Here is a 20,718-nt window from a genome sequence, read left to right on the forward strand (position 1 = left end):
GCTGGAACAACTCCCACAACTCGTCCGGCACCAGCCGCTCAACGATCCCCACCATGACTCACAGACTACCGAGTCGCCCAAATGAGATGGCTTCTAACGCCCTCAAGGGGACCCCCGAGGAGCTGGCCGCGTTCATGAAGGACGGCTGGAAGCGGCCGTTGGAGGACGATCAGCGCGTGGCCGCCGCCAGTGCAACCGAAGCCGGTGGCGCGGGTGTACGCGAGGCAGGCGACGCGGCGATGAACGGGACGATCGACGACGTCCGCACCTTCCTGAGCGAAGGCCAGTACCAGCGCCGCGACGACGACGCCCGGGTCCGTGTGGCGCAGATCGAAATGGCAGGAGGCCCTGCCACCAAGCGGGCCGCGGCCGCCGCGCTGAACGCGGGCATCGGCGAGGTGCGCGACTTCCTCGCCTACGGGCAGTACATCACCCGCGCCCAGGATCAGGAACACGCCAGCATCAGCGACCTGGCTCAGCAGACCACCGACGCCGCGGCAGCTGCCAACAAGGCCAAAGTGAGTGCGGAAGCACAGTCCAAGAAGGCTCAGACCGCCGCCGGCCTGGCAAAGAAGGAGGCCGCCACGGCGGCAGCCGAAACCCTGGCCGCGAAGGACGACGCGGACAAGGCCGAGGACGCCGCCCGCCGTGCGGCGGAGGCCACCCGTCGCGCTGCGGATGCGGCCAAAACCGCAATCTCGGCAGCCCGTGCCGCCAACGCCTCCGCACAGACCGCTATCGCCGCTGCAGCGAACGCTTCCACTGCGGCTCAGCGTGCCTCCCAGGCCGCCAGCAAGGCGTGGGCGTCCGCAGCATCGGGCAAGGTCAACGAAGAAGCGGCCGCCACCGCACTGAAGGCCGCCGGCGATGCCGAGAAGATCGCCGACACCCTCGACTCGATGCTCCAGACAGCAAGGGCGGCCAGAGACGCACTGAACGCGTCGCTCGGGGCCATCGACGATATGAACGCCGCCGCGGCGAGCTCAAGAGCCGCTGAAGGATATGCGGCTGAGGCAGGAGCCAGCTCGGGTCAGGCCAAGGCGGCAGCTGCCGCAGCCGAGCGCCACGCCGCGGAAGCCAGACGGGCCTCCCTCGCAGCGCAAAGCCACGCGAATGCTGCAATTGCCGCCGCCACCGATGCCCGCGACTTCGCCCGTTCCTCGGCTGCCCATGCACGCAAGGCCGCGGAAGCGGCACGCAAGGCGAACGAGCACGCCGGAGATGCCCAGGCCGCAGCTGACCAGGCGAAGATCAACTCCGCCGAGGCTCTGAAGGCTGCCCAGGCGGCCACCACCGCGGTCACCAAGGCCCAGGAGATCCAGGCCACCACCCGCAAGGGCGAGACAGACGAGATCGCCGCCCGCACGACCCTTCTGGTCAATGAAGCCCGCGACGCCAAGGCAACCGTCGACGCGGCCAAGGCCGAGATCGTCAAAGCGAAGCAGGAAGCCCTCCAACTTCAGACCGACTTCGACGCCCTTGCGGACCAGGCCGCCATGCCGGACGCCCAGCCTGCAGAGGTCGCAGCCGCCGGCCGCAAGATGGCCATGACCGCCCTGCAGATCCGCGGCCCATGGAGCCGGGCGGCTGCTGAGAGCGCCCTGGTCGGCGACGACGACGCTGTGGTCGCGTACGCGCGTACGGGCTGGAAACTGGCCCAGGAGGAAGACGAACGAGAAGCCGTCAACGTCCTCGCCCAGCAATCCGACTACGAGGACGTCCGCACAACGGCGACCACTGCCCTCGCAGGCACCCCGGCCCAGGTACACACCTTCCTCACCACCGGCCAGTACCAGGCGGCGGCCCCCGACAACCGCATCGCAGTGGCCCGCCTCGCCGAAGCCGGCGGAGTGGGAGTCAAGGAAGCCGCCCAAGCCGCGCTCGACAACCCCAACCCCAAAGCCCTCGACACCTTCCTCCAGCAAGGCCAGCACCAGGCGCGGATCGAGGACTACCGCGTCGAAGCAGCCCAGCTCGCCGAAGGCGGAACGCCCGAGGTCAAAGCAGCAGCCGAAGCCGCCCTCGCCAGCCCCGATACCAACCTGATCGACTTCATCACCTCAGGCCAGCACAAGGCCGCCCGACGCGACCAACTCAACGCCGCACACGTCGAGCAGATCCAGAGCATCATCGCCACGGCCAGCGCCACCGCCGCCCTCGCCTACCAGTCCGCCCACGACGCGGCTAAGGCTGCCGAGACGGCACAAGGCCACGCGGACCTCGCCGCAGGCCACGCACAAAAGGCCACTGAGTACGCCGACCAGGCCGCCGACCACGCCGACAGGGCCTTGAAGGCCGCCGATCGCGCTAGTGCCGCGGCCCGCTCGGCCAGCGCTTCCGCCGCCGCCGCTCAGAAAGCCGAAACCCAAGCCGCCGGCAGCGCCCGCAAGGCCAGGAACGCAGCCATATCCGCCGAAGCCAGCTACGGCGCCGCACAAGGCTACGCCGCAAGCGCCTTCCAGGCAGCGGACCAGGCAAGACAGTCCGCACTCAACGCCGGCCAGAGCGCCGCCGAGGCGCATAACAAGTACATCTCAACGATGGTCCGCTACCAGACAGAGCGCTATACCGCAGAACAACAAGCTCTTCTGGACCAGAGACTGGCCGAACACGAGGCCACGCTCGAACAGGACGCCGACGCCGGCGGATCCTCCGGGGCCCTTACTCTGCTCCAAGGCCTTATCGGCACTGATGTTCCCCCCGGCATGAGCCTCAAGGACTTCATCCACCTCAGGCTCGACATACTGGGTCTGATCCCCGTCATCGGGGAGCCATTCGACGCCATCAACTGCATCGCCTACGGAGTGGAATCCGGACTCAACAAATACGGGGTGGGCGAGAAGGACGCATGGAAGGACGCCCTCCTCTCCTGTGCGTCCATCCTCCCGATCGCAGGCTGGGCCGCCGCACCCTTCAAGGCCGCGCGGTGGACGGGGAAATTCGGCGGGGCGGCCGGCGAAATTTTCGAGGCGATCGGAAACCTCTTCAAGCGGAACCCGTGCAGCCCGAAGCACAGTTTCCCTGCAGGGACCCAAGTCCTCATGGCAGACGGATCTCATCTGCCTATCGAGCGGGTGCGCAGGGGTGACCTGGTGCGTTCCACCGATCCGCTCTTGGGCATCACCGGTGCCCGCCGGGTCATGGCTACGATCTTTACGCCGGACGACAGGGAGTTCACCAGCATCACACTCAACGGTGCCACGGGGCCGAGTGCGCTGACGGCCACCAATCACCACCCGTTCTGGACTCCTGAGACACAGAGCTGGACCAATGCGGGACAGCTCAAAGCCGGCGACGCCCTTCGCGTCGCAGATGGCACATCTGTGGAGATCACGAAGATTCGGCGCTGGAATGAACCCCAGTCGGCCTATAATCTGACCGTCGCGGACCTGCAGACGTACTATGTACTGGCGGGCAGAACCCCTGTTCTTGTCCACAACAGTCGGTGCTTGACCGGCAACGTCGTCGGGCCCCAGGGAGAAACCCTATCGCTTCCCAAGGGGCGAAAGGCCGTTGCGGAGGCCAACAACGGGAAGGGGTGGTTTTTTGACATTAAACCTTCCGAAGCCAAGGCCAGTGGATTGCATCAAGACGTGAGGTACGTGCGGGTCATGGATCCGGTCACCAGCGGACCATTTCCGTACCCTAAGGGATACATAACCTACGCCAACGAGCTGGGCCAGTTCATACATCCAATCACCGGCAAACCTGTCGGTAAAAAAGACCCGTATTGGCATATACCAATCCCATGACCACTGTAGAAGATCTCTTCGTGTCCCAGGACTACTCTCAGGCTCCCGAGACCATCAGCTGGGATCCTTTGAAAGAGCAGGACGCTCTGCACGACACACAGCTCCTCGATTGCCGGGTGTCTCCGACTTCGAATCGTGCGGCGCTGCTCTTTGACATGCGTACCGCGTCGAATTACCCGGCAGGGAACGCTGCTCTTCTTGTGGTTAAGGGGCTGAAATCATTCAGTTGGAGCGGAGCATCGCAGCAGCACAAGCTGATGGCGTTCTCGGTGATGTCCAGCCATCCTTCCGTAAATGCCGACGGCGGCTTTCTGCTGGGGCTGAGATTCTTCCCTGATGGCGAACATTCTGTGTGCGGAGATGGGATGGACTTCTACCTTCTGGAAGCCCACGGAGTTCCTGAGGCTCCGCCGAGCTACCTCGGACGCTCTCTCAATCAGGTTCGGCACGAGCTTCCGTCGTGGAGTCACCCCTGCACAGTCCTGCAGTCGGTGACCACGGCAGGCAGGTGACACAACGTCGTGGTCGAAGCGGCTCGCCCGAGGCACCCTCGAGCGAGCCGCTTTGCTACGGGCGTCGCGGAGCGCGCGTGGCTCGGAGAGGTGCAGAAAATCGTCCGCCCTTGCCGGAGGACGTCGCGTCGTCGAAGTACTCGACGGCGCCACGAACTTCGGTGCCACCGGACGGAGAGTCAGCGGGGCGACCTCGTCGACCACCCGCTTGCGCGGCTGACCACTCGCCATCCGACATGGCCGTGCTGAGGACGCAGCAGAGAGGTACTTGCTGACCGCCCGCCAGGTCATCCGGTCTCCTTGGCAACCTCCGCCAGGCTCATGGCCTCGGCCTCAACCTGAGGTTAAAAGAACCTTCTCGGAACGACGTCGTGACGTCGCAACGGCGAAATTGAGACGAGATGTAGTCAGGATCGCCCCGACGAGGTTCCCCTCCTGCAGATGCCCGTCAGGGCCTCACGGACCCTAACCGATGGCGTCCCGTGGAGTGGTGTAGCCGATCTTGGCGGGGATGTGCGCCTCTTGTGAGCCGTTGGGTGCGTCGACTGCCTGCAAGTACCTCCTGAGAACGAGGTCGGCCACCGTGTAACTGTCCTTGGTGAACGGGCAGTTCGACCCAAGGGGGTACACGGTGGCCTTGTCCCAGCCTGACCTACTTCGCCTGCTGGAGTCACTACGTTCGGCGGACGGTCTTGAACTCGTGCGCGAAGTCGCCGAGCGGCTGTTGCAGGAGCTGATCGAGGCCGAGGCGGCCGCGCAGATCGGCGCGGAGTGGAACGAGCAGACGACCACGCGGACCGGCTACCGCAACGGGCACCGGGAGAAGACCGTGACCACGCAGGCCGGGGATCTGGAGCTGGCGATCGCGAAACTACGGGCTGGGAGCTTCTTCCCCAGCCTGCTCGAGCGCCGGCGTCGCATCGACCAGGCCCTCTACGCCGTCGTGATGGAGGCCTACGTCCGTGGCGTCTCCACCCGCAATGGCGATGATCTGGTCAAGGCGCTCGGCTCGGACACCGGGATATCGAAGAGTGAGGTCTCCCGGATCTGCGGCGATCTCGACGAACAGCTCGAGGTGTTCCGCACCCGGCCGCTGGACCACTCCCGCTTCCCGAGTGCGGCCGAGCCGTGGTGAGTTTCGGGGTGAATCGACCCAGCCATGGTGAGCAGGCCCTGGGGCGTGGTGAGTTTCCCGGCCGGAAACTCACCATTGCAGGTCAGGCGCGTGCACGGCTACTCACCACGACACCCCCGACCACTGGAAACTATCGTTGTCGAATGCCCTGCACGACGCGTACAGGGTCGATATGGCGGTGGCATCAGGGGCTGCGGGAGTCCGGGGCGGGGCTCCGTCGCCGGTGCCAGACACCAGCCCCCGCCCGGGCTCCGACACCCTGGCACACGGGAGACCGGCGGCGCTGGGAGAGGAACAGAGCCGCGGCCACACCTGTCCCTCGAGCGCCCACCCCACAGAACGCCGCGCGGCCGGCGTGAGGGCCGACACCAATGCCGACACCATGACCGACACGGTCACCGACACGATGGCCGACGGCAGGACCGACACTATGGCCGACACCTGCCAGGAGCCGGCCTCTGCACAACCGCAGGTCAACTACTGGTTTTCCTGTGGTGAGTGCTCGGACTTTCCCTCTTCTACCTGGCTGCCTGGCTATGGGTGGTGGGTGTGGTGGCTGGTGTTGGGGTGGTCTCGGGGAACCGGGCGGCGCTGCGCTGACTCTTTTCACCGGCCCGTCGCGCTGTTCCGGGCCGACGGCCGGAACAGGAAGCGGGGCAGCCCGTGAACGAAGCCAGCCACGGTCCTCTTGCCTGCAAGATCGCTTGCCCAGCCAGGTGCGCTACGCGTCATGTGCCGTCGCAAGAAGGCTGATCAGCCAGCCAGGCAGTGGCTGCGTTGACGGCTTGATCCGTCTTCGTGCCGAAGCCTTGTCGTTGGTCGGGGACCGCCTCGTCCGGTGTGAGAGGCCCGTCATATGTCCTACCGGTGCGGTCGGCGCCTTGCGCGTCGGTCACCCCGATCGTCGCTCCGTCGGAAAGACGTTGTATGGCGATGTTGGTGGGGACGCCGAAGGTCGGCTGACCGAAAGACCGGGTCGAAGGCCGCCCCCGAAAGGCGAGTGTGATTGCTTCGCCAGAGCTTGCGGTCTGCCTGCTGGTGAGAACCGCTACGGCCGGATTCTTGCGTGCCACGGGGGATAGCGGCGCCCATGGAAACCGCTGCCCTTCTAGACGGGGGACCCGGTCCCTGATCGTCCATGCAATCTTCGTGCCGTCGTTTCTCACGTAGGCCCCGACCGGCCCGTCACCAAGGATTGGTGCGACCACCGTGAGCATGGGCCACATGTTTCCGCCACTGTTGCGGCGCAGGTCTACGATCCATCCGCAGGCTAGCCCGTCATCGGCCGCAGTCACCGAGGCCTGTCCCTGCTCGACGTAGGCAGCCAGCGTCTCGTCGTCCCCCAGTACGCCGGGCAGCGAGATATACCCCATGCCACCGGGCAGCCGCCGGCCTTTCAGCCCGTGGAACTGCGACACCGAAGCACCCAGGTCCTCGTCTGTCTCTTCGGGACTGAGGAACCAACTGTGTCCGTCCGCCAAGGCACCGACCGCACCCGCGATCGCACGATATGTTTCCGCGGTCGTCTGAGCGGCACCCGCCTGCTTGAACGCCGTGCTTCGGAGCGCAGGCCAGTCGATTTGTTCGCGGCGGAGAGAGCTCTGCTCCATGAAACTCAGCGCCTCGCGGAGGTAGGTGCGCGCCTCGGGCGCCATGCCCTCCCCCAGAGGCCTCTCACCAGAACCTGCGCAACCGCTCCCCGTGAACAGAACCATGGCCACAACGAGACATGCTCGCCTCACAGCACGGCCTCGGCGCACCCTCAGCATTCCCCCACCTAAGTGGTCCAGCATGCCTCTTGCTGGGCCAGGATCGAAAACACAGCCCGCACAATACAGTTGGCTCGCCGCCGCCCACCTAGCTGGCAGCGCTGAGCTGGGCTTTCGGACCGGGTTCTCCTGGACTGGCTGCGCTGGCAGGTCGGACAGACCGAACGCCGCATCCGGGAACTGGAGATCAAGGAAGCCCAGGACCGGAAACGGCGGGAGGTGGCCCGGGCCGAGATGATGTGGAAGATCCAGCCGCAACGCTCCTCCTCGGTCGCGCTGCTGCACCGAGGCGGCTGCGCCACCTACCCCGACCAGATCGGGCTCATCTCCCGCGAAGACGCGATGATCGCCCTGGTCGAGCCGGACATCGAGCCGTGCCAGGTCTGCCGGCCGGACACCGGCCTGCAGGGCTGAACCGACACCACCTGCCGGCCGCGCCGCGGTCTACGCGGCCACGTACGTGTGCGCCCGCCCGCCCCGCCACTGGACCCACTCCGGCCGGTCCAGCAGCTGCTCCGCGTCCGGCAGCCCGGCCCGACGCAGGAACTCCACGACGTCCTGGTCCTCGTAGGCGAGTCCGGCGATCTGACCACGGATGGTGACCCGCCGCCCGCCCGTGGGGGAGAAGCGGTGAATGACTATCGGCGCGCTCATCTCTCCAGAGTGCGACTCCGGGCTGGTCGCAGCATGCCGAGCGCGCAAGGCTCACCTCGCCCCGACTGCGCAATCAGCGCTGCTGGCCTGCCGTGGTGAGCGCGTTGTGCCCATGGTGAGTGGGCAGGCTGTGGTGAGTTTCCGGTCAACGACTCGCCACGGCCATTCCACCTGGGCTTTTGCTGGCGGTCCTGATCCGTCCCACGCTGGAGGCCTCGAAGAACGACTGGGTACGCACTGATGAGGGTGTACCCGGCCGTCCCATGTCTTCAGCACCGCTGTAGCGTTGTCTGCAAACAATCGGGGGGTCAGTGACGAGGTCCTTGCACTTCAGCTGGGAACTGAGCGGCTCAGGCTGGGCGAGGTGCAGGATCTGGGACGGCTCGACGAAGCACCGGGACATCGTCAGCTACTGCACAAACGCGCTCGCCGACTTGTTGAAAGGCGTGACGGGCCTCTACGGCCCCCGTAGCATCCAGCGGTTCTCGTTCGATCTCGAACCGGCAGAGGCGCGGTGGATTCTTCGCCGCCGAAACAGCGACGTGCACATCACAGTCCGGCACTTCCCGGACATGTCGACGAGCTTCGACGCACCGGACGGGAAGGGCACCCTCGTGTGGATGTCCACACGTCCTCGCACCTCCCTGGCACACGCAATCCTGATGGCTGCCGAGAAGGTGCGGCGAACCCACGGCGAGGACGGCTACCTCCAGAAGTGGCAGCTGCACGCCTTCCCCACCACCGAACTGGAAACCCTTCGGCACCTGCACCTGGCAGCGGATGACTGCGCTCTCCAGCACTGAACCAACGGCGCCTCACGGCCCCGATCGCGGAGCCGATGCCGGTCAGTAGGTGGGACTTGTTGGTGCCGGAGTCGCGCTCTGACCCGGGGCGTCGTACACAACCTGGAAGGAGTCCGCCGACCCCGGCTACGACGCCAAGCTCGACCGAATTGAGCACGTCCTGACACGCTTCCCGGACCGGACGTTCGCGTTCGACGAGTTCGGCCCGCTCGGCATCCGCCCCACCGCGGGCAGCTGCTGGGCCGAACAGGGCAGGCCCGACCGGCTGCCGGCGACCTACCACCGCACCCACGGCGTCACTCACTTCCACGGCTGCTACTCCGTCGGCGACGACACCCTGTGGGGAGTCAACCGCCGCCGCAAGGGCACCGCGAACACCCTGGCCGCACTCAGGTCGATCCGCGCCGCGCGCCCGGACGGCGCCCCCGTCTACGTGATCCTGGACAACCCCTCCGCCCACAACGGCAAGAAGATCCTCCGCTGGGCAAAGAACAACAACGTCCACCTCTGCTTCACCCCGACCAACGCGTCCTGGGCGAACCCGATCGAGGCACACTTCGCCCACTGCGGCAGTTCACGCTCGCCAACTCCAACCACACGAACCACACGGTCCAGACCCGCGAACTGCACCGCTACCTGCGTTGGCGCAACGTCAACGCCCGCCATCCCGACGTCCTGGCAGCCCAGCGCCGGGAACGCGCCCGTATCCGCAGCGAGAAGGGCCTGCGCTGGGGCGGACGACCGGCGAAAGTCGCGTGACCCTGCCAATGGCACCGGCGACACTGACGCCATGACTGGTTCTGCACTGCCTCAACTGCTTCGACCGCGTGCCCTGAGGCCCGGAGATCTCGTGGTCATCGCCGCGCTGTCCGGCCCGCTGCCGGCCGCCTACGAGCCCAACGTCGAGCGGACGGTGGAGGTGTTCGAGCGGATGGGGTTCCGCGTGCGTCGGGCTCCGCTGCTCGAAGCAGGACGGCGCCATTGGTGGAGCGCGGCCACGCCGGCGGAGATCGCTGCGGAGCTCAACGGTCTTCTACGTGATCCCGAGGTGCGTGCGATCGTCGCGAGTGACGGCGGCCAGACGGCGCTCGGCTACCTCGACCTGATCGATGTCGACGCGATCAGGGCCGACCCCAAGCCGATCCTCGGCTACAGCGACATCTCGCTGCTGCACCTGGTGCTCCATGAGCGCACGGGCCTGGTCGGGTTCCACGCCGACATGGCCGTCCCCGGCTTCGGCGGGCAATGGCCGTCCGCGCCCGTGGCGCGCCAGGCGGAACTCGAGCAGCTCTACTGCAGGCTGCTGACCGGCACCGAAGCAATCGGGGCGCTGCCTGCGAGCCCGTCGTGGGAATGCTGGCGTCCGGGTCGCGTCGAAGGGCGGCTCATCGGCGGGGTGATCAACCGCATCGTGCTGGCGCAGGCTACGCCCTTCGCGCTGCCGCTCGACCGGTTCGACGGTGCCGTGCTGTTCTGGGAGGAGATGGGCGGCCTGGCATCGCACGTGTGGAGCTATCTGCAGGTGATGCGACACTGCGGCATCCTTGACCGGATCTCCGGCATGGTCGTGGGCGTGCCGCGCGAGATCGTCGGGCTCGAGCCCGACGCGTCCCCGTCCCTGCGCGAGATCGTCCTCGACGTCCTCGGGGACCGTGACATCCCGGTCCTGGGCAACGTCGACTTCGGGCATGCCGGCCCGAATCTGCCGATGCCGGTCGGCATCCGCGTCGGCCTCGACGCGCAGCGGCGGACGTTGTCGCTGCTCGAACCGACGGTAGCGCCGCACGCGATGACGGGACCGGTCAGCTGAGCACCGCGGATCAGTGAGCCGACGGCCCCCGGCAACATCCCTGGGGCCAACTCACGCTTTGGTAACTGCGGGCCCTGAGTCGCTTGTTCGGCCGGCAGGAGGCGCCATGAACACCTGGTGGCGGGATGTCACGGTCCCGAGGTTCTCGCTGATGGTCGACTTCGAGTACTGGATCCGCTTGCCCACAGCCTCCAACGACATTCCGGACTCATCCACCCGGGCCCGTAAGAACGTCGCAAGCCGGACTGCTTCAGCACTCGTCGCCGGACTCAGGTCCTTCCACCGACGACCCAACTTTCCGTCCTGCGGCACCCCGCACCCCCTCGCCCAACCGTCCGGGACATCCCGGACACAACCCATGTGGTCCGGAATCTACCTGCGATGTTCGGCCGAACGAGTGAGGACAACCCAACTCCCGGCCAGTGTCTGCCCAGCCGCACTCAGCGGCACCGACACCACAGCAAAGGGCAGCATCGTGACCGACACCCTCTCCATCGCCGCCGACCTCCTCCCCCTGATCGGCACAACCCTCACCATCACCCTGGAACTGCGCCGCGCCCGTAACGACGACCAGCCGGACGAGCAGGAAGAGGACCAGCACAAGTGACGGCCTCGGCTGGCGGACGGACCCCGACTACGAGCCCATTCGCCAACCCGGCGACGCCCGCAAGCAAGCGGCCTACCAAGGGACGGCGAGCGTGACCTGCAAAGAGATCGGCTGGCCCACGAGCTGACCGCCGACACCGTACGGGCCAGGCGAGATGAGTGCCGCGCCATGCAGCAGCTCCTGCGCGCTGCACCCGCGACGTCGACCGGCGTCCAGCGGCGTCCGGGCCGAAGGGCACGGGGTGGTCGGGCTTCCTGGGCGCCGCAGACAGCCATCCTGCGGGTGATGGGGGACTGGATCATCGAGCACGGTGAGGCTCCGACTATGCGGGAGATCGGGGCGCGGGTCGGGTTGGCGAGCACCGGATCGGTCGCCTACCAGCTCGGCCGGCTCGAAGCCCGGGCCCGGGTGCGGGCGAGCCTGAGCGGAGGCGGTCAGTGATGACGACCACCGAAGCCCAGGGACGAGCCCGCCGACCCGGTGACCGTCGCGGCCGAGCTTCAGCGTCCGCAGGCGGCGGTGAGAGCCTCGGGCCGGTGTGAGGCGGATGCCGGGTTCGGCCTCGGCGGGGGGAGCAGGGGGTGCTCGCCCGCCGAGGGGGGGGTCAGGGGCCGCGGTGGCGGCGGATGAGGTCGATGACTTCTTTCAGGAGGCCGGTCGCGGCGTCTCGGCGGGCCTGGTGGCGGGACCAGACGGCGGGCAGCATGACTCCCAGGTAGATGAGCAGGAAGCGCAGGACGTACAGCGCGAGGGCCACGATGCTCGTGATTCCTGCTGTCTCTACTGCGGTGGTGAGTAGCTCGAGCATCGTTTCTCCCGTTTTCGGCTCAGGCGGTCTTGTTGGGGACCAGACTGGGCGTTTCCGGGGCCGTGCCGGGAACTGGGTCATCTCAAGTTTTTGCAGGTCAGAGGTGTTCCACGTGGTGGTGCAGGACATGTTTCAGGGGCTGGGCCACGGGGCCTGGTGCTCGGCGACCGACGGGCAGGTGGGGCGTGGACGAGATCTCTTCGGGGCGGGTGCCGGCGAGGCGGATGACGACGGATCTCGCGGGGCAGGGCACTGTTTCGTCAGAGGTGGCGGGGGCCGACAGCCTGCCTGGCGGGCTGAAACCGGAGGTGCGTGCCTGGGTCGTACGCCTGCGGGAACTGGTGGAGAACACGGGGCTGTCCGCCCGTGCCTACTGCAAGCGCCATGACCTGGCGACCTCGACGATGTCCCGCTGGCGCAACGGCCGCACGATGCCCGGCGAACCGGTGGTGAGCACCCTCCTGGACAACCAGCTCTCCCAGCTGGCCCCGGAACTGACCGCCCACACCTGGGCGCTGTGGGAAGCGGCCCTGCAGGTCTCCAGCCGGCACGAGTACGAAAAGCATCAGCTGCGCAGCTCGGTGAAGGCCGCGAAGCAGAAGATCTCTACTCTCTCCAGCTTCGTGGAGTCGCTCGAGCATGATGTCCAGGAGCGGGAACGCGACATCACGGACCTGAACCGCCGGGTCACCGAGCTGGCCGACGCGCTGAGCCATGAGGCGATACAGAATCACAACGAACGCGAGCACCTGCAGGCCGAGATCGCTCAGCTGGTCCAGGAGCGTGAGGACCTCAAGGCCCGCAACGAGACGACCCTGCACAGCCTCAGCGACGCGGAACGCGCCCGCGACGAAGCCCTCGGACAGGCCCGCGAGGCGGGGGAGAAGCTGCGGTTCCTCGAGGAGGAGGCCGCGCTGCAGCTCGAGGCCGCCGACTCCGATGGCCAGGACGCCGCAGCCGCTGCCGCGGCAACGATCGAGGAACTCGAAAGCCGCATCACCCTGCTCCTCGCGGAACGCACCGACAACGGGGTCCTGCGTGACGAGATCGGCAACCTGCAGTGGCGTGTGCAGGCCGCGGACATGCATACCCAGGAACGCACCGAAGCCCTGGCCCGGCTGCAGGAGATCAACACCGAGCACGCGACGCTCACCTCGCACGTGGCCGCTCTCAAGCAGCAGCACAGCGTGCTCACCGGCGAGCACTACCTCCTGGCCGGGCTCTATGAACAGCAAGCAGCCGATATGGAGGCCCTGCGCAGTCAGTTGCAGGACCTGGAACACAGCCGTGAGCAGGCCGTTGCCACTCTGGAAGCGGAGCGGCGCGCGCACGCGGATGAGCTGTCCGCGTCCGAGAGGGAACGCGAGGAGCAGACGGAGAAGATTGGCGAGCAGGAAAAACAGATCCAGGAAGCCACCGACCGCAGGCCTCCCCGGACAGCACTGACCACTCTCCCGATCGTCGTGCTGCCGGCCCTGACGCTCTTCGCGCTTTTTTACAGTCTCGGCGCGGGAGGGGCCCAGCTGGAGGCGGCGGTCACGGGACGGTCGTGGCAGTTGCCCCTGTACGCAGTCGTCACGTTCCTGGTGGGCGCAGCGGCTCTGTGGGGATACACCCTTCTGTTGCGCCGGCACCGGCGCGTTTACGGTCTGGCCCGCAACACCGACCGCTACACCGTCTTTCTGGCGCTGGCCATGATCGGCGCATTCGCTAGCGGTGATCTGCTTTTCGACCCGCTGCCTTACCTCCAAGACCTGGGCGATCTCGTTCAGTCGTCACTGCACACACGCTGAGGGGCCGCCAGGATTCGCCGTGGGGGTGGAGCCGGGTGCGGGTTGTGGGTTGTGGGTTCGGTCCGGCCGTGTGGTCACGGCCGGACCAGCGTGGACCCGTTGCCGTGATTACTCATAGGCCTTGGGCGGGAGGGGAAGCTCGGTGAGGGTCTCGCTCAGCTCGCCGGTGGCGCCGCGGGCCAGCTCTGCGGCCTTCTCAAGGACCTCGTCGAGGTCGCCGATGTCGCCGGTGAGGGCGACCTGGATGCCGACTCTGGCGAGGAAAAGCGCGGGCTTCACCCACGCGCGGCGCTTCTTCTTTTCGGGTGCCGGTTGTGCGTTCTCTGTCTGTGGGGTGGGTGCGAGTTCCACGGTGGTGTTGCTCCTTCTCTTCGCTGGTATCTGGGGTGACGCGCGAGGAGACGGAACGTGACCATGGGAACGCGAAAGGGCCCAACCCTCTGCGGATTGGGCCCCTCCGCGTATTGACGTTGGTGTCTAGATCCTCACGACTGTGTGAGTGACACCGCGAAGCACTTGCGGGCTGATCGGCATGAGCCGAGAACGAGTTGCCGCTTCGTGCGAACTTACTTCATGTCTGTTCCTGCTCCTCGATGTGTGACGCGCGGTAGCGATATCCCCGTAAAGTCGCTGTCGCGCGCAATAATTCTGACAAACGTGAATCGCTCTGATTGCTTGCGCTACTTGCGTTTTCGTTGCAGACAGCAATGTTGCTACGCTCAACACTGCTGCCGTCGTAGTGAGTACTGAGATACTTGACGCTGGCATGAATTTCACCTCCTTTCTGGTGTGCGCCTATTCTGTTGTTGTTCGGTTGTTACTGCACTTGTTCGGTGAGGAATGCTGCGACGTATTCCCGTGCGTCTTCGTCACCGAGGTCGGCTGCTATGCGCCACCACTGAGCAGCCTCGTGTGGAGCTTGGCTTTCCAGGAGTTCCGCCGCACGGCGTGCGCTCGCCGCGTTGCCCTCCTGCGCAAGGTTCTGATGTCTGGTGATCACGCTCTGATCCCCTGACATAAGAACCTCGGCCTCCTCCTGCGGGCTCAGCCCCCCGGGCCGAGGGCCAGTCCGGCTGCCTGACGGCAGCCGGACCTGACCCCCGGCCTCGATCGAAGTACCGGGTGCGAGATAAAGCGCGCTCATAACGCCCTTTCCTTGCACGTCGTGTCCTTCGGCGAGGTCCTGAGCATCTTGGCGGAGGATCGCCTCAATGCTCGCCATCACCCTCCAATCCTTCTAGTCCTGCATCGAGCAGGTGATTGCGGAGTTTGTTCCGGGCCAGGTAGTGATACCTGCGGACTACCGCGACCGTGATCCCCATTTGCTCCGAGACTTCGATGGTGCTGAAATCCTCGTAGTAGAGGAGCCAGACCACCATTCGCTGACGCTCGGGAAGCGCATTGACCGCCGGTCGTAGAAGGGCCCGGATTTCAGAATCTTCCGCCACCCCCAACCGGCCGTCGGGAGGCGGCTCCACTTCCGTGTCGAAGAAACTTGCCTTCTGGCCGTACTTATCACGGTAGTGGCTGAACAAAATATTTGATATAACCCTCCAGGCCCAGGCCGGTGGGTTGGGATGGTTTTCCATCACCTCCTTCTTTTCCCAGATCTTCAACCGGGCCTCTTGAGCGAGATCCTGTGCTACTTGAGGATTGCTCTCTCGGCGCCGGTAGAACCCGTCGATGCGCATGGCATTTTCTTCCAGCCACTTACTGGTGGAGACCGGTTCTGGTTCCGGCTTCATCAGTTCATCCACGGGCGTGACCGTTGTGCGGTGTGCACCGGTTACCGCTGAACTCTTCAGCTGGCTTCCCGGGTGTTCGAGACAGGGCCATGGTGGCGTGGTCCTCTCCTCGCTGCCGCCGAACTTCGGTCGGCAGTGGGGTGGAAGGCATCAGCGCAATGCCCCCACCCAATGGCATGACGCAGGAGGAGCCAGGACGTGACCACCCGGGTCGAAGATTCTTTTCCGGCGGGCCCGGCCGGGCCCGCCGACCTGCGGGTACGACCGGGCAGTGGCCGTCGCCGTCTGGCGGCGGTGACCTGGCGGGGCGCGGGTCGTTGGCCCGGTGATCGATACCGACCGTATGTGATGGGGGATCCTGATGACGGCTCGACAGACACGGCTGCGGCCTGGCGTGATGGCGCTGTACGCCGCTGTGGGGCTCTCCGTGGCCCTGACCGGCTGTGGTGGTGGCAGCGATGACGCGAGGCCGCAGGCGCTGCCGTCCAGGGCCTCTTCTGCTGCGTCCGTGTCGGCGTCGGTGGATCCGGAGGCGGTGGAGAAGGCCGCGGTGCTCGCCGCGTATTCGGCGATGTTGCGGGAGCAGATGGCGGCGTACCGCACGGCCAGTGCTGAGGGCACCGAGCTGGAGCGGTACGTCACGGCGGATGCGCTCGGGCAGATCAGGAACGATCTGGCTCGGATGCGGGAGGCCGGGACGGTGGTGCGCGGCGAGCTGGCTCACGATCCGGAGGTGACCGAGCTCGACATGGACGCGCAGACGCCGACCGCGACCCTGTCGGACTGCGTGGACCTGGGCCGCTACGAGACCTACGACACCAAGGCGCGCAAGGTCATCCCGCTGCCGACCGAGCAGCCACTGCGCTACGTCATGACCGCCACCGCGCAGCGGTGGGACGGCCGGTGGATGGTGACCGGCCTGGACACCCGTGACGGGCAGACGTGCTGAAGCGCGCGGCGGCGGCCGCGGTGGTCCTGGCCGGCGTTCTCGTCCCGGCCGCGCACGCGGACGGCCGCAGCGGCGGTATCTGCAAGGGCGCGACGATGTTCGTCCGGGTCTGCGCCTCGGACGGCGGCCGGGCGCCCGGGGCGGGCGGCCACGGTGCGCAGGCGGCGCCCGCCGGAGCGTCGGGCGGGTCCTCCGGATCCTCGGCACCGGCGTGTACGTACACCCGCCTCGACCCGCAGCCGCCCGCCGAGAACATGTACTGGAAGGGCCACGACCGGTCGGAGAAGGGCGCGGTCTACGGAGTCCACTGCCCGGACCGGCAGGGCGCGCGGACGGTGTGGATCGCGGACGGCCAGGCCCCGGGCGCCGTCCCGACGGTTGATCCGGAGGCCGTGGCGCGGCGGGCGGTGGCCTCGATGCGCCTGGAGGGGCCGGAGGTGGCCAGCCCCCGTGCGGTCGGCACGTACGTGGTGGGGATGCCGATGTGGATGTGGGCGACCAGGTCGCCGACGGCGTTCGGGCCGGTGACCGCCTCGGCCACGGCGGGCGGCGTCACCGTCACCGCCACCGCGAAGGTGACGAGGGTGCGGTGGGCGATGGGCGACGGCACCACCGTCACCTGCCGCGGCCCCGGCACCCCGTACACCAAGTCCCGGGGCGCGACGCCGTCCCCGGACTGCGGGCACCTGTACGAGATGCCCTCCTCCGAGCAGCCCGGCGGCCGGTACCAGGGCACCGCGACCTCGGCCTGGACCATCACCTGGACCGCTCCCGCCCTGGGCGACGGCGGCCGGTTCACCGAGACCCGGCAGACGGCGTTCACCGCCGACGTCCGCGAGGTCCAGGTCGTCAACTGACCCGGCAGGCCGCTGACCTGCCATGGTGAGTTTTCGCAGTGAGTCGCGCCGCCGTGGTGAGTAGAGCCGAGACCGTGGTGAGTTTTCCGGCCGGCCACTCACCACGCCAGGTCAGAGGCGGGCAGGGGCCACTCACCACGAGAATCCGCACCGCCTCGACAGCTGGAAACTCTCTTTGTCGAATTCGTTGTGCGGTGCGTGGATGGTCGACCATCCGGTACAGGTCGGCCGGGGCGGTGGCACGAGGGAACTCCGGGTACGCAGGTGCCCGGGGAGGGAGCTCCGTCGCCGGCGCCAGACACCAGCCTCCCGCCCCGGGCTCTGGCACCCTGCCACACCGACACCGCGGGGATCTCCGAGAGTCGGTTCCGGCTGGGAGGAGCAGCCCGTCCGCAGACGGGCGGTGTGGGGCTTATCGCCGGGTATGCCCGCTTCGGTGAAAGTGTGTCAGGGGCTTGGTGCGACGCGGTACCGTCGCAGGTCACGCAGCCTGCTCCCCGCGCCCGCGGGGATGGGCCCCGCCACGACCGTGATCACACGGGAGCGTCCGCCCTGCTCCCCGCGCCTGCGGGGATGGTCTCGCTAGGTTGCCGGGCTGCGGTCCGTCCTGGTCCTCGAGCGCCGCCGTATGCGGCGTGGTGCGGTTGGCGGTGGAGCGTGCTGGCTAATGACGGTCCGTCGGCCGGCGTGGGGTCCGACACGAATGCCGACACCATGACCGACACGATGGCCGACGGCAGGACCGACACGATGGCCGACACCTGTCAGGAGCCGGCCTCGGCACAACCGCAGGTCAACCACTGGTTTTCCCGTGGTGAGTGCTCGGACTTCCCCTCTTCTACCTGGCCGCCTGGCTATGGATGGTGGGTGTGGTGGCGGTGGGCGGGCGTGGTCTCGGGGAAGCCGGGGGCGGCGCTGCGCTGGCCTCACCGGGGCTGCGGCGGCCCGATGGGCGCCGCAGCGACCAGAGACCGAACGGGGGCCCGCACCATCCCCCCCCAACATCCCCCCCAGCATTCCCCCCGACATCCCTTCCAACATGCCCCCCAGCATCACGCGCGCACGATGACGTCCGACGCCCGCACAACCGCAGGTCAGGCCCCGGTTTTCGCGTGGTGAGTGCTCAGATTTCCCCTCTTCTACGTGGCTGCCTGGCTATGGGGTGGTGGTGTGGTGGCTGGTGTTGGGCGTGGTCTCGGGGAAGGCGGGCGGCGCTGCGCTGGCCTTCTTCCCGGCCCGTCGCGCTGCTCCGGCCCGGGCCGGGCCGAGCTTCGGGGCGGCACCACCTGGTGCTCCTCGCCCCGCCGGACCCCTGGGCGCGGCGGGCACAACAGCTGTCACGCTATGCGTGACGACATCTGTGACGGTATGTGCGACAGGATCTGTGACGCTATCTGTTACAGCCGCCGCGCGCCGTGCCTCGCACAACCGCAGGTCAGGCACCGGTTTTCGCGTGGTGACTGCTCGGACTTCCCCTCTTCTACCTGGCCTGTCCTGCTGTGTGGGGGTGGGTGTGGGCTGGTGGCGGGCGTGGTCTCGGGGAAGCGAGGGCGCTGCGCTGGCTCGTTCTCCCGGCCCGTCGCAGGGCTCCGGACCGGCGACGAGACCGACGACCGGGCGGCGGTGCTGGTGCTACTCCGGCTGCGACGCCGGCCGCTGCGCCTCGTCGTCCGCGCCGAGCTCGGCTGCGTGGATCGCCCTCGCGTCGGTGACGGCCCGTGCCCAGGTCCGCTCGTTCCCGCCGTGCGTGCGGGCCAGGCGCCCGGCCAGGCCCCGCTGGTGCTCACCGGCCCGGCGCAGCTCGCCGAGGGCGACCTGGACGGCCTGAGCGCGCTCTGCGGACACCGGACGGCCTCCCCGGGGCTCTCCGTGCTTCGCACCGCTCTTACGCCCGGAGACGCCCAGCCGGCCCGTCCCTACGCCCTCCTGGTGCGCAGCCCAGAACGCCTCGATGGCCTGCTGGTCGTAGTAGTCGATCCGGTCGACGGTGATCACCCGGTCCGGGTGACGGCGCTCCGGCGGCTGCTCGTGGCGCAGCGCGTACCAGCGCGCGACAGTCGAGCGACCCGCCCCGGTATGCCGCATGATCCACGCACGACTCACCAGAGCCCGCCCCCCGACGACCCGGCGCAGCCGGACATCATTTTCGTCGATCGGCTCCATCAATCCACTCCCGTTCCGTGCGTAGAATGGAGGCGCTCCGCTCGGGTGAGTGGGCGCAGCTGGCGGGGAAATAATTAGAATTCGAGTTGCTGCTCATTTCTAATTGCAGCATTTCCCCGCCAGCCTGAAAACGTTTGCGCGCGGCCTCCTCCGGAGGAACGGCGCACGACCCTACGGGTCGTCACGACACCGAAACCCTACGGGTTTTGATGAAGCTGATTCCTCCGGAATCCTCGCCAGCCACCGGCGGGCGCTGCGGCAGGGACGGCGGCGCAGAGGCCGCGCCGGGCGGGTGGTGCGGCCCGTGGACCGCCCCACCCGCCCGTGGGTCAGGCGCTCAGGGCCGCGACCGGCAGGGGCGTGATCTGCCCCTCCCAGAGGTCCCAGCAGCGCGTCACGTGGCTGCTGGCAGGCGAGACGACCACGATCTGCCCCTCCCGCTCCGCGTCAGCCACCCCGACGGCCAGCAGGCACATGACGGTCTCCCACGCCGTCTCGTCGACGACGTGGCCGCCGCCGTCCGTGGGCACCTCCACCTGCGCGGTGACGGTCATGCGGTCCGACAGGGTCAGAGACTCCCCGTCGACCACCACGGTCAGGCTGTGCGACCCCGGAGCAAGCCCCGCGAGCAGCAGACCCATTGCCTCCTCCGCCACGGCCCAGCCGGAGTTGAATTCGGAGTAGTGAATGTAGGCGGGGACAATCTGCATGATGTGCTCCTCATTTTCGGGTGAGTGGTTCTGGTCGCCAGAAGGAGTTGCTGCCCCTTCTGACGGATCTAACATTAAGGGCAGGGGGTCGGCAATACAACGACCCGTCAGGACTCATTCGGAGTGTCTTACGAACCCTTGTCCCGTGACGCAGGATCGCGTGCCGGGGGTGGGGGAGATTCCCATTCCCTACCCAGGATCAGAAGTGATGCAGGGTGGTGTGTGCTGAGTCCAGTTCTTAGCTACAGCCGAGAATGATGCACGCGGCTCACGCTCCGGCCGCGACCACCCGACCCCCTCTTGTTGGTGCGTAGTTGCCTGTGACGGTGGGTCGAGTGCTGCGGCATGTGTCGTCCGGGGTCGAGCCTGCCCGCACTGCGGAGCCGTGCGGGCAGGCTCCCTGCTGTCCCTTAACCTCACGTCACCCCAGCGGCCCGCAGTCGCTGAGGACCAGTCACACCACTTTCCGGTGTGGTGCGAGAATTCCGGAGGAATTCCCAACCCCATTCCGAAGGAATGGGGTTGAAAGCCCGTAGGGCTTTATCATCTTTACGACCCGTAGGGTCGTGCGTCGTTCCTCCGGAGGAGGACGCGCGCAGTCGTCTTCGACGAATCGTTCGTCCGCGCTGCCAGGCTGCAGGAATTATCCGC

18 protein-coding genes and 2 pseudogenes are annotated in these 20,718 nt (G+C 67.2%); 12 read left to right on the plus strand and 8 right to left on the minus strand.

Annotated elements, in window-relative coordinates; all coding sequences use genetic code 11:
- Window positions 1–53: 53 nt before the first annotated feature.
- The 3 genes and pseudogenes from AB0P41_RS35460 to AB0P41_RS35470 form a co-directional block, all read left to right on the plus strand.
- On the plus strand, window positions 54–3,752 hold the full coding sequence (locus AB0P41_RS35460) for a polymorphic toxin-type HINT domain-containing protein (protein WP_365936133.1): 3,699 nt from the start codon (window positions 54–56) through the stop codon (window positions 3,750–3,752).
- Entirely contained in the window at window positions 3,749–4,264 is a 516-nt protein-coding gene (locus tag AB0P41_RS35465; protein ID WP_365936134.1) for a hypothetical protein, read from the plus strand. The genes AB0P41_RS35460 and AB0P41_RS35465 overlap by 4 nt, the downstream gene beginning before the upstream one ends.
- A gap of 664 nt (window positions 4,265–4,928) precedes the next feature.
- Window positions 4,929–5,378: pseudogene (locus AB0P41_RS35470) on the plus strand (transposase); the annotation flags it as partial.
- A gap of 749 nt (window positions 5,379–6,127) precedes the next feature.
- Here the strand turns inward: AB0P41_RS35470 and AB0P41_RS35475 are convergent.
- Window positions 6,128–7,054 (minus strand): S41 family peptidase, encoded by a 927-nt coding sequence (locus AB0P41_RS35475; protein ID WP_365936135.1) that lies wholly within the window; start codon window positions 7,052–7,054, stop codon window positions 6,128–6,130.
- Window positions 7,055–7,402: 348 nt separating this feature from the next.
- On the opposite strand from AB0P41_RS35475, the gene AB0P41_RS35480 reads away from it, so the two are divergent.
- A complete protein-coding gene (locus tag AB0P41_RS35480; RefSeq protein ID WP_365936136.1) occupies window positions 7,403–7,582 on the plus strand; it encodes a DUF6233 domain-containing protein in 180 nt (59 codons plus the stop codon).
- Between the two features lie 30 nt (window positions 7,583–7,612).
- Here AB0P41_RS35480 and AB0P41_RS35485 read toward each other — a convergent pair whose 3' ends face one another.
- Complete coding sequence (locus tag AB0P41_RS35485) at window positions 7,613–7,822, minus strand: hypothetical protein (protein ID WP_365936137.1); 210 nt, start codon at window positions 7,820–7,822, stop codon at window positions 7,613–7,615.
- A gap of 323 nt (window positions 7,823–8,145) precedes the next feature.
- On the opposite strand from AB0P41_RS35485, the gene AB0P41_RS35490 reads away from it, so the two are divergent.
- The 5 genes and pseudogenes from AB0P41_RS35490 (at window position 8,146) to AB0P41_RS35510 (ending at window position 11,483) form a co-directional block, all read left to right on the plus strand.
- Window positions 8,146–8,625: a hypothetical protein gene (locus AB0P41_RS35490; protein ID WP_365936138.1), complete on the plus strand. Its 480-nt coding sequence runs from the start codon at window positions 8,146–8,148 to the stop codon at window positions 8,623–8,625.
- Between the two features lie 92 nt (window positions 8,626–8,717).
- A pseudogene (locus tag AB0P41_RS35495) lies at window positions 8,718–9,384 on the plus strand (transposase); the annotation flags it as partial.
- 31 nt (window positions 9,385–9,415) lie between these two features.
- Window positions 9,416–10,435 (plus strand): S66 peptidase family protein, encoded by a 1,020-nt coding sequence (locus AB0P41_RS35500; protein WP_365936139.1) that lies wholly within the window; start codon window positions 9,416–9,418, stop codon window positions 10,433–10,435.
- A gap of 475 nt (window positions 10,436–10,910) precedes the next feature.
- Complete coding sequence (locus tag AB0P41_RS35505) at window positions 10,911–11,042, plus strand: hypothetical protein (protein ID WP_365936140.1); 132 nt, start codon at window positions 10,911–10,913, stop codon at window positions 11,040–11,042.
- 285 nt (window positions 11,043–11,327) lie between these two features.
- Window positions 11,328–11,483 carry a hypothetical protein gene (locus tag AB0P41_RS35510; RefSeq protein ID WP_365936141.1) on the plus strand — a complete coding sequence of 52 codons (156 nt, stop codon included), beginning with the start codon at window positions 11,328–11,330 and terminating at the stop codon, window positions 11,481–11,483.
- Between the two features lie 163 nt (window positions 11,484–11,646).
- On the opposite strand, the gene AB0P41_RS35515 is transcribed toward AB0P41_RS35510, so the two are convergent.
- Window positions 11,647–11,850 (minus strand): hypothetical protein, encoded by a 204-nt coding sequence (locus AB0P41_RS35515; protein ID WP_268208595.1) that lies wholly within the window; start codon window positions 11,848–11,850, stop codon window positions 11,647–11,649.
- Between the two features lie 185 nt (window positions 11,851–12,035).
- On the opposite strand from AB0P41_RS35515, the gene AB0P41_RS35520 reads away from it, so the two are divergent.
- Entirely contained in the window at window positions 12,036–13,643 is a 1,608-nt protein-coding gene (locus tag AB0P41_RS35520; protein ID WP_365936142.1) for a hypothetical protein, read from the plus strand.
- Between the two features lie 108 nt (window positions 13,644–13,751).
- On the opposite strand, the gene AB0P41_RS35525 is transcribed toward AB0P41_RS35520, so the two are convergent.
- The 3 genes from AB0P41_RS35525 to AB0P41_RS35535 form a co-directional block, all read right to left on the minus strand.
- Window positions 13,752–13,994, minus strand: coding sequence for a hypothetical protein (locus AB0P41_RS35525; protein WP_365936143.1), 243 nt, complete (start codon window positions 13,992–13,994; stop codon window positions 13,752–13,754).
- A gap of 466 nt (window positions 13,995–14,460) precedes the next feature.
- Window positions 14,461–14,865 carry a hypothetical protein gene (locus AB0P41_RS35530; RefSeq protein ID WP_365936144.1) on the minus strand — a complete coding sequence of 135 codons (405 nt, stop codon included), beginning with the start codon at window positions 14,863–14,865 and terminating at the stop codon, window positions 14,461–14,463.
- Window positions 14,852–15,400, minus strand: a complete 549-nt coding sequence (locus AB0P41_RS35535; protein WP_365936145.1) for a sigma-70 family RNA polymerase sigma factor — start codon at window positions 15,398–15,400, stop codon at window positions 14,852–14,854. The genes AB0P41_RS35530 and AB0P41_RS35535 overlap by 14 nt, the downstream gene beginning before the upstream one ends.
- Window positions 15,401–15,749: 349 nt before the next feature.
- Here AB0P41_RS35535 and AB0P41_RS35540 point away from each other — a divergent pair, with 349 nt between their 5' ends.
- Together AB0P41_RS35540 and AB0P41_RS35545 are read left to right on the plus strand one after the other, a co-directional pair.
- A complete protein-coding gene (locus tag AB0P41_RS35540) occupies window positions 15,750–16,337 on the plus strand; it encodes a hypothetical protein (RefSeq protein ID WP_365936146.1) in 588 nt (195 codons plus the stop codon).
- A complete protein-coding gene (locus AB0P41_RS35545; RefSeq protein WP_365936147.1) occupies window positions 16,331–17,194 on the plus strand; it encodes an ATP/GTP-binding protein in 864 nt (287 codons plus the stop codon). The genes AB0P41_RS35540 and AB0P41_RS35545 overlap by 7 nt, the downstream gene beginning before the upstream one ends.
- A gap of 1,632 nt (window positions 17,195–18,826) precedes the next feature.
- On the opposite strand, the gene AB0P41_RS35550 is transcribed toward AB0P41_RS35545, so the two are convergent.
- Both AB0P41_RS35550 and AB0P41_RS35555 read right to left on the minus strand, forming a co-directional pair.
- The gene (locus AB0P41_RS35550) at window positions 18,827–19,357 is read right to left on the minus strand and encodes a hypothetical protein (protein ID WP_365936148.1); all 531 of its coding nucleotides are present in this window, start codon (window positions 19,355–19,357) and stop codon (window positions 18,827–18,829) included.
- Window positions 19,358–19,686: 329 nt separating this feature from the next.
- Window positions 19,687–20,067: a hypothetical protein gene (locus AB0P41_RS35555; protein WP_365936149.1), complete on the minus strand. Its 381-nt coding sequence runs from the start codon at window positions 20,065–20,067 to the stop codon at window positions 19,687–19,689.
- Between the last annotated feature and the right edge of the window lie 651 nt (window positions 20,068–20,718).

Origin of the sequence: Streptomyces sp. NPDC079167 (assembly GCF_040686735.1) — a bacterium.
Lineage (GTDB): Bacteria > Actinomycetota > Actinomycetes > Streptomycetales > Streptomycetaceae > Streptomyces.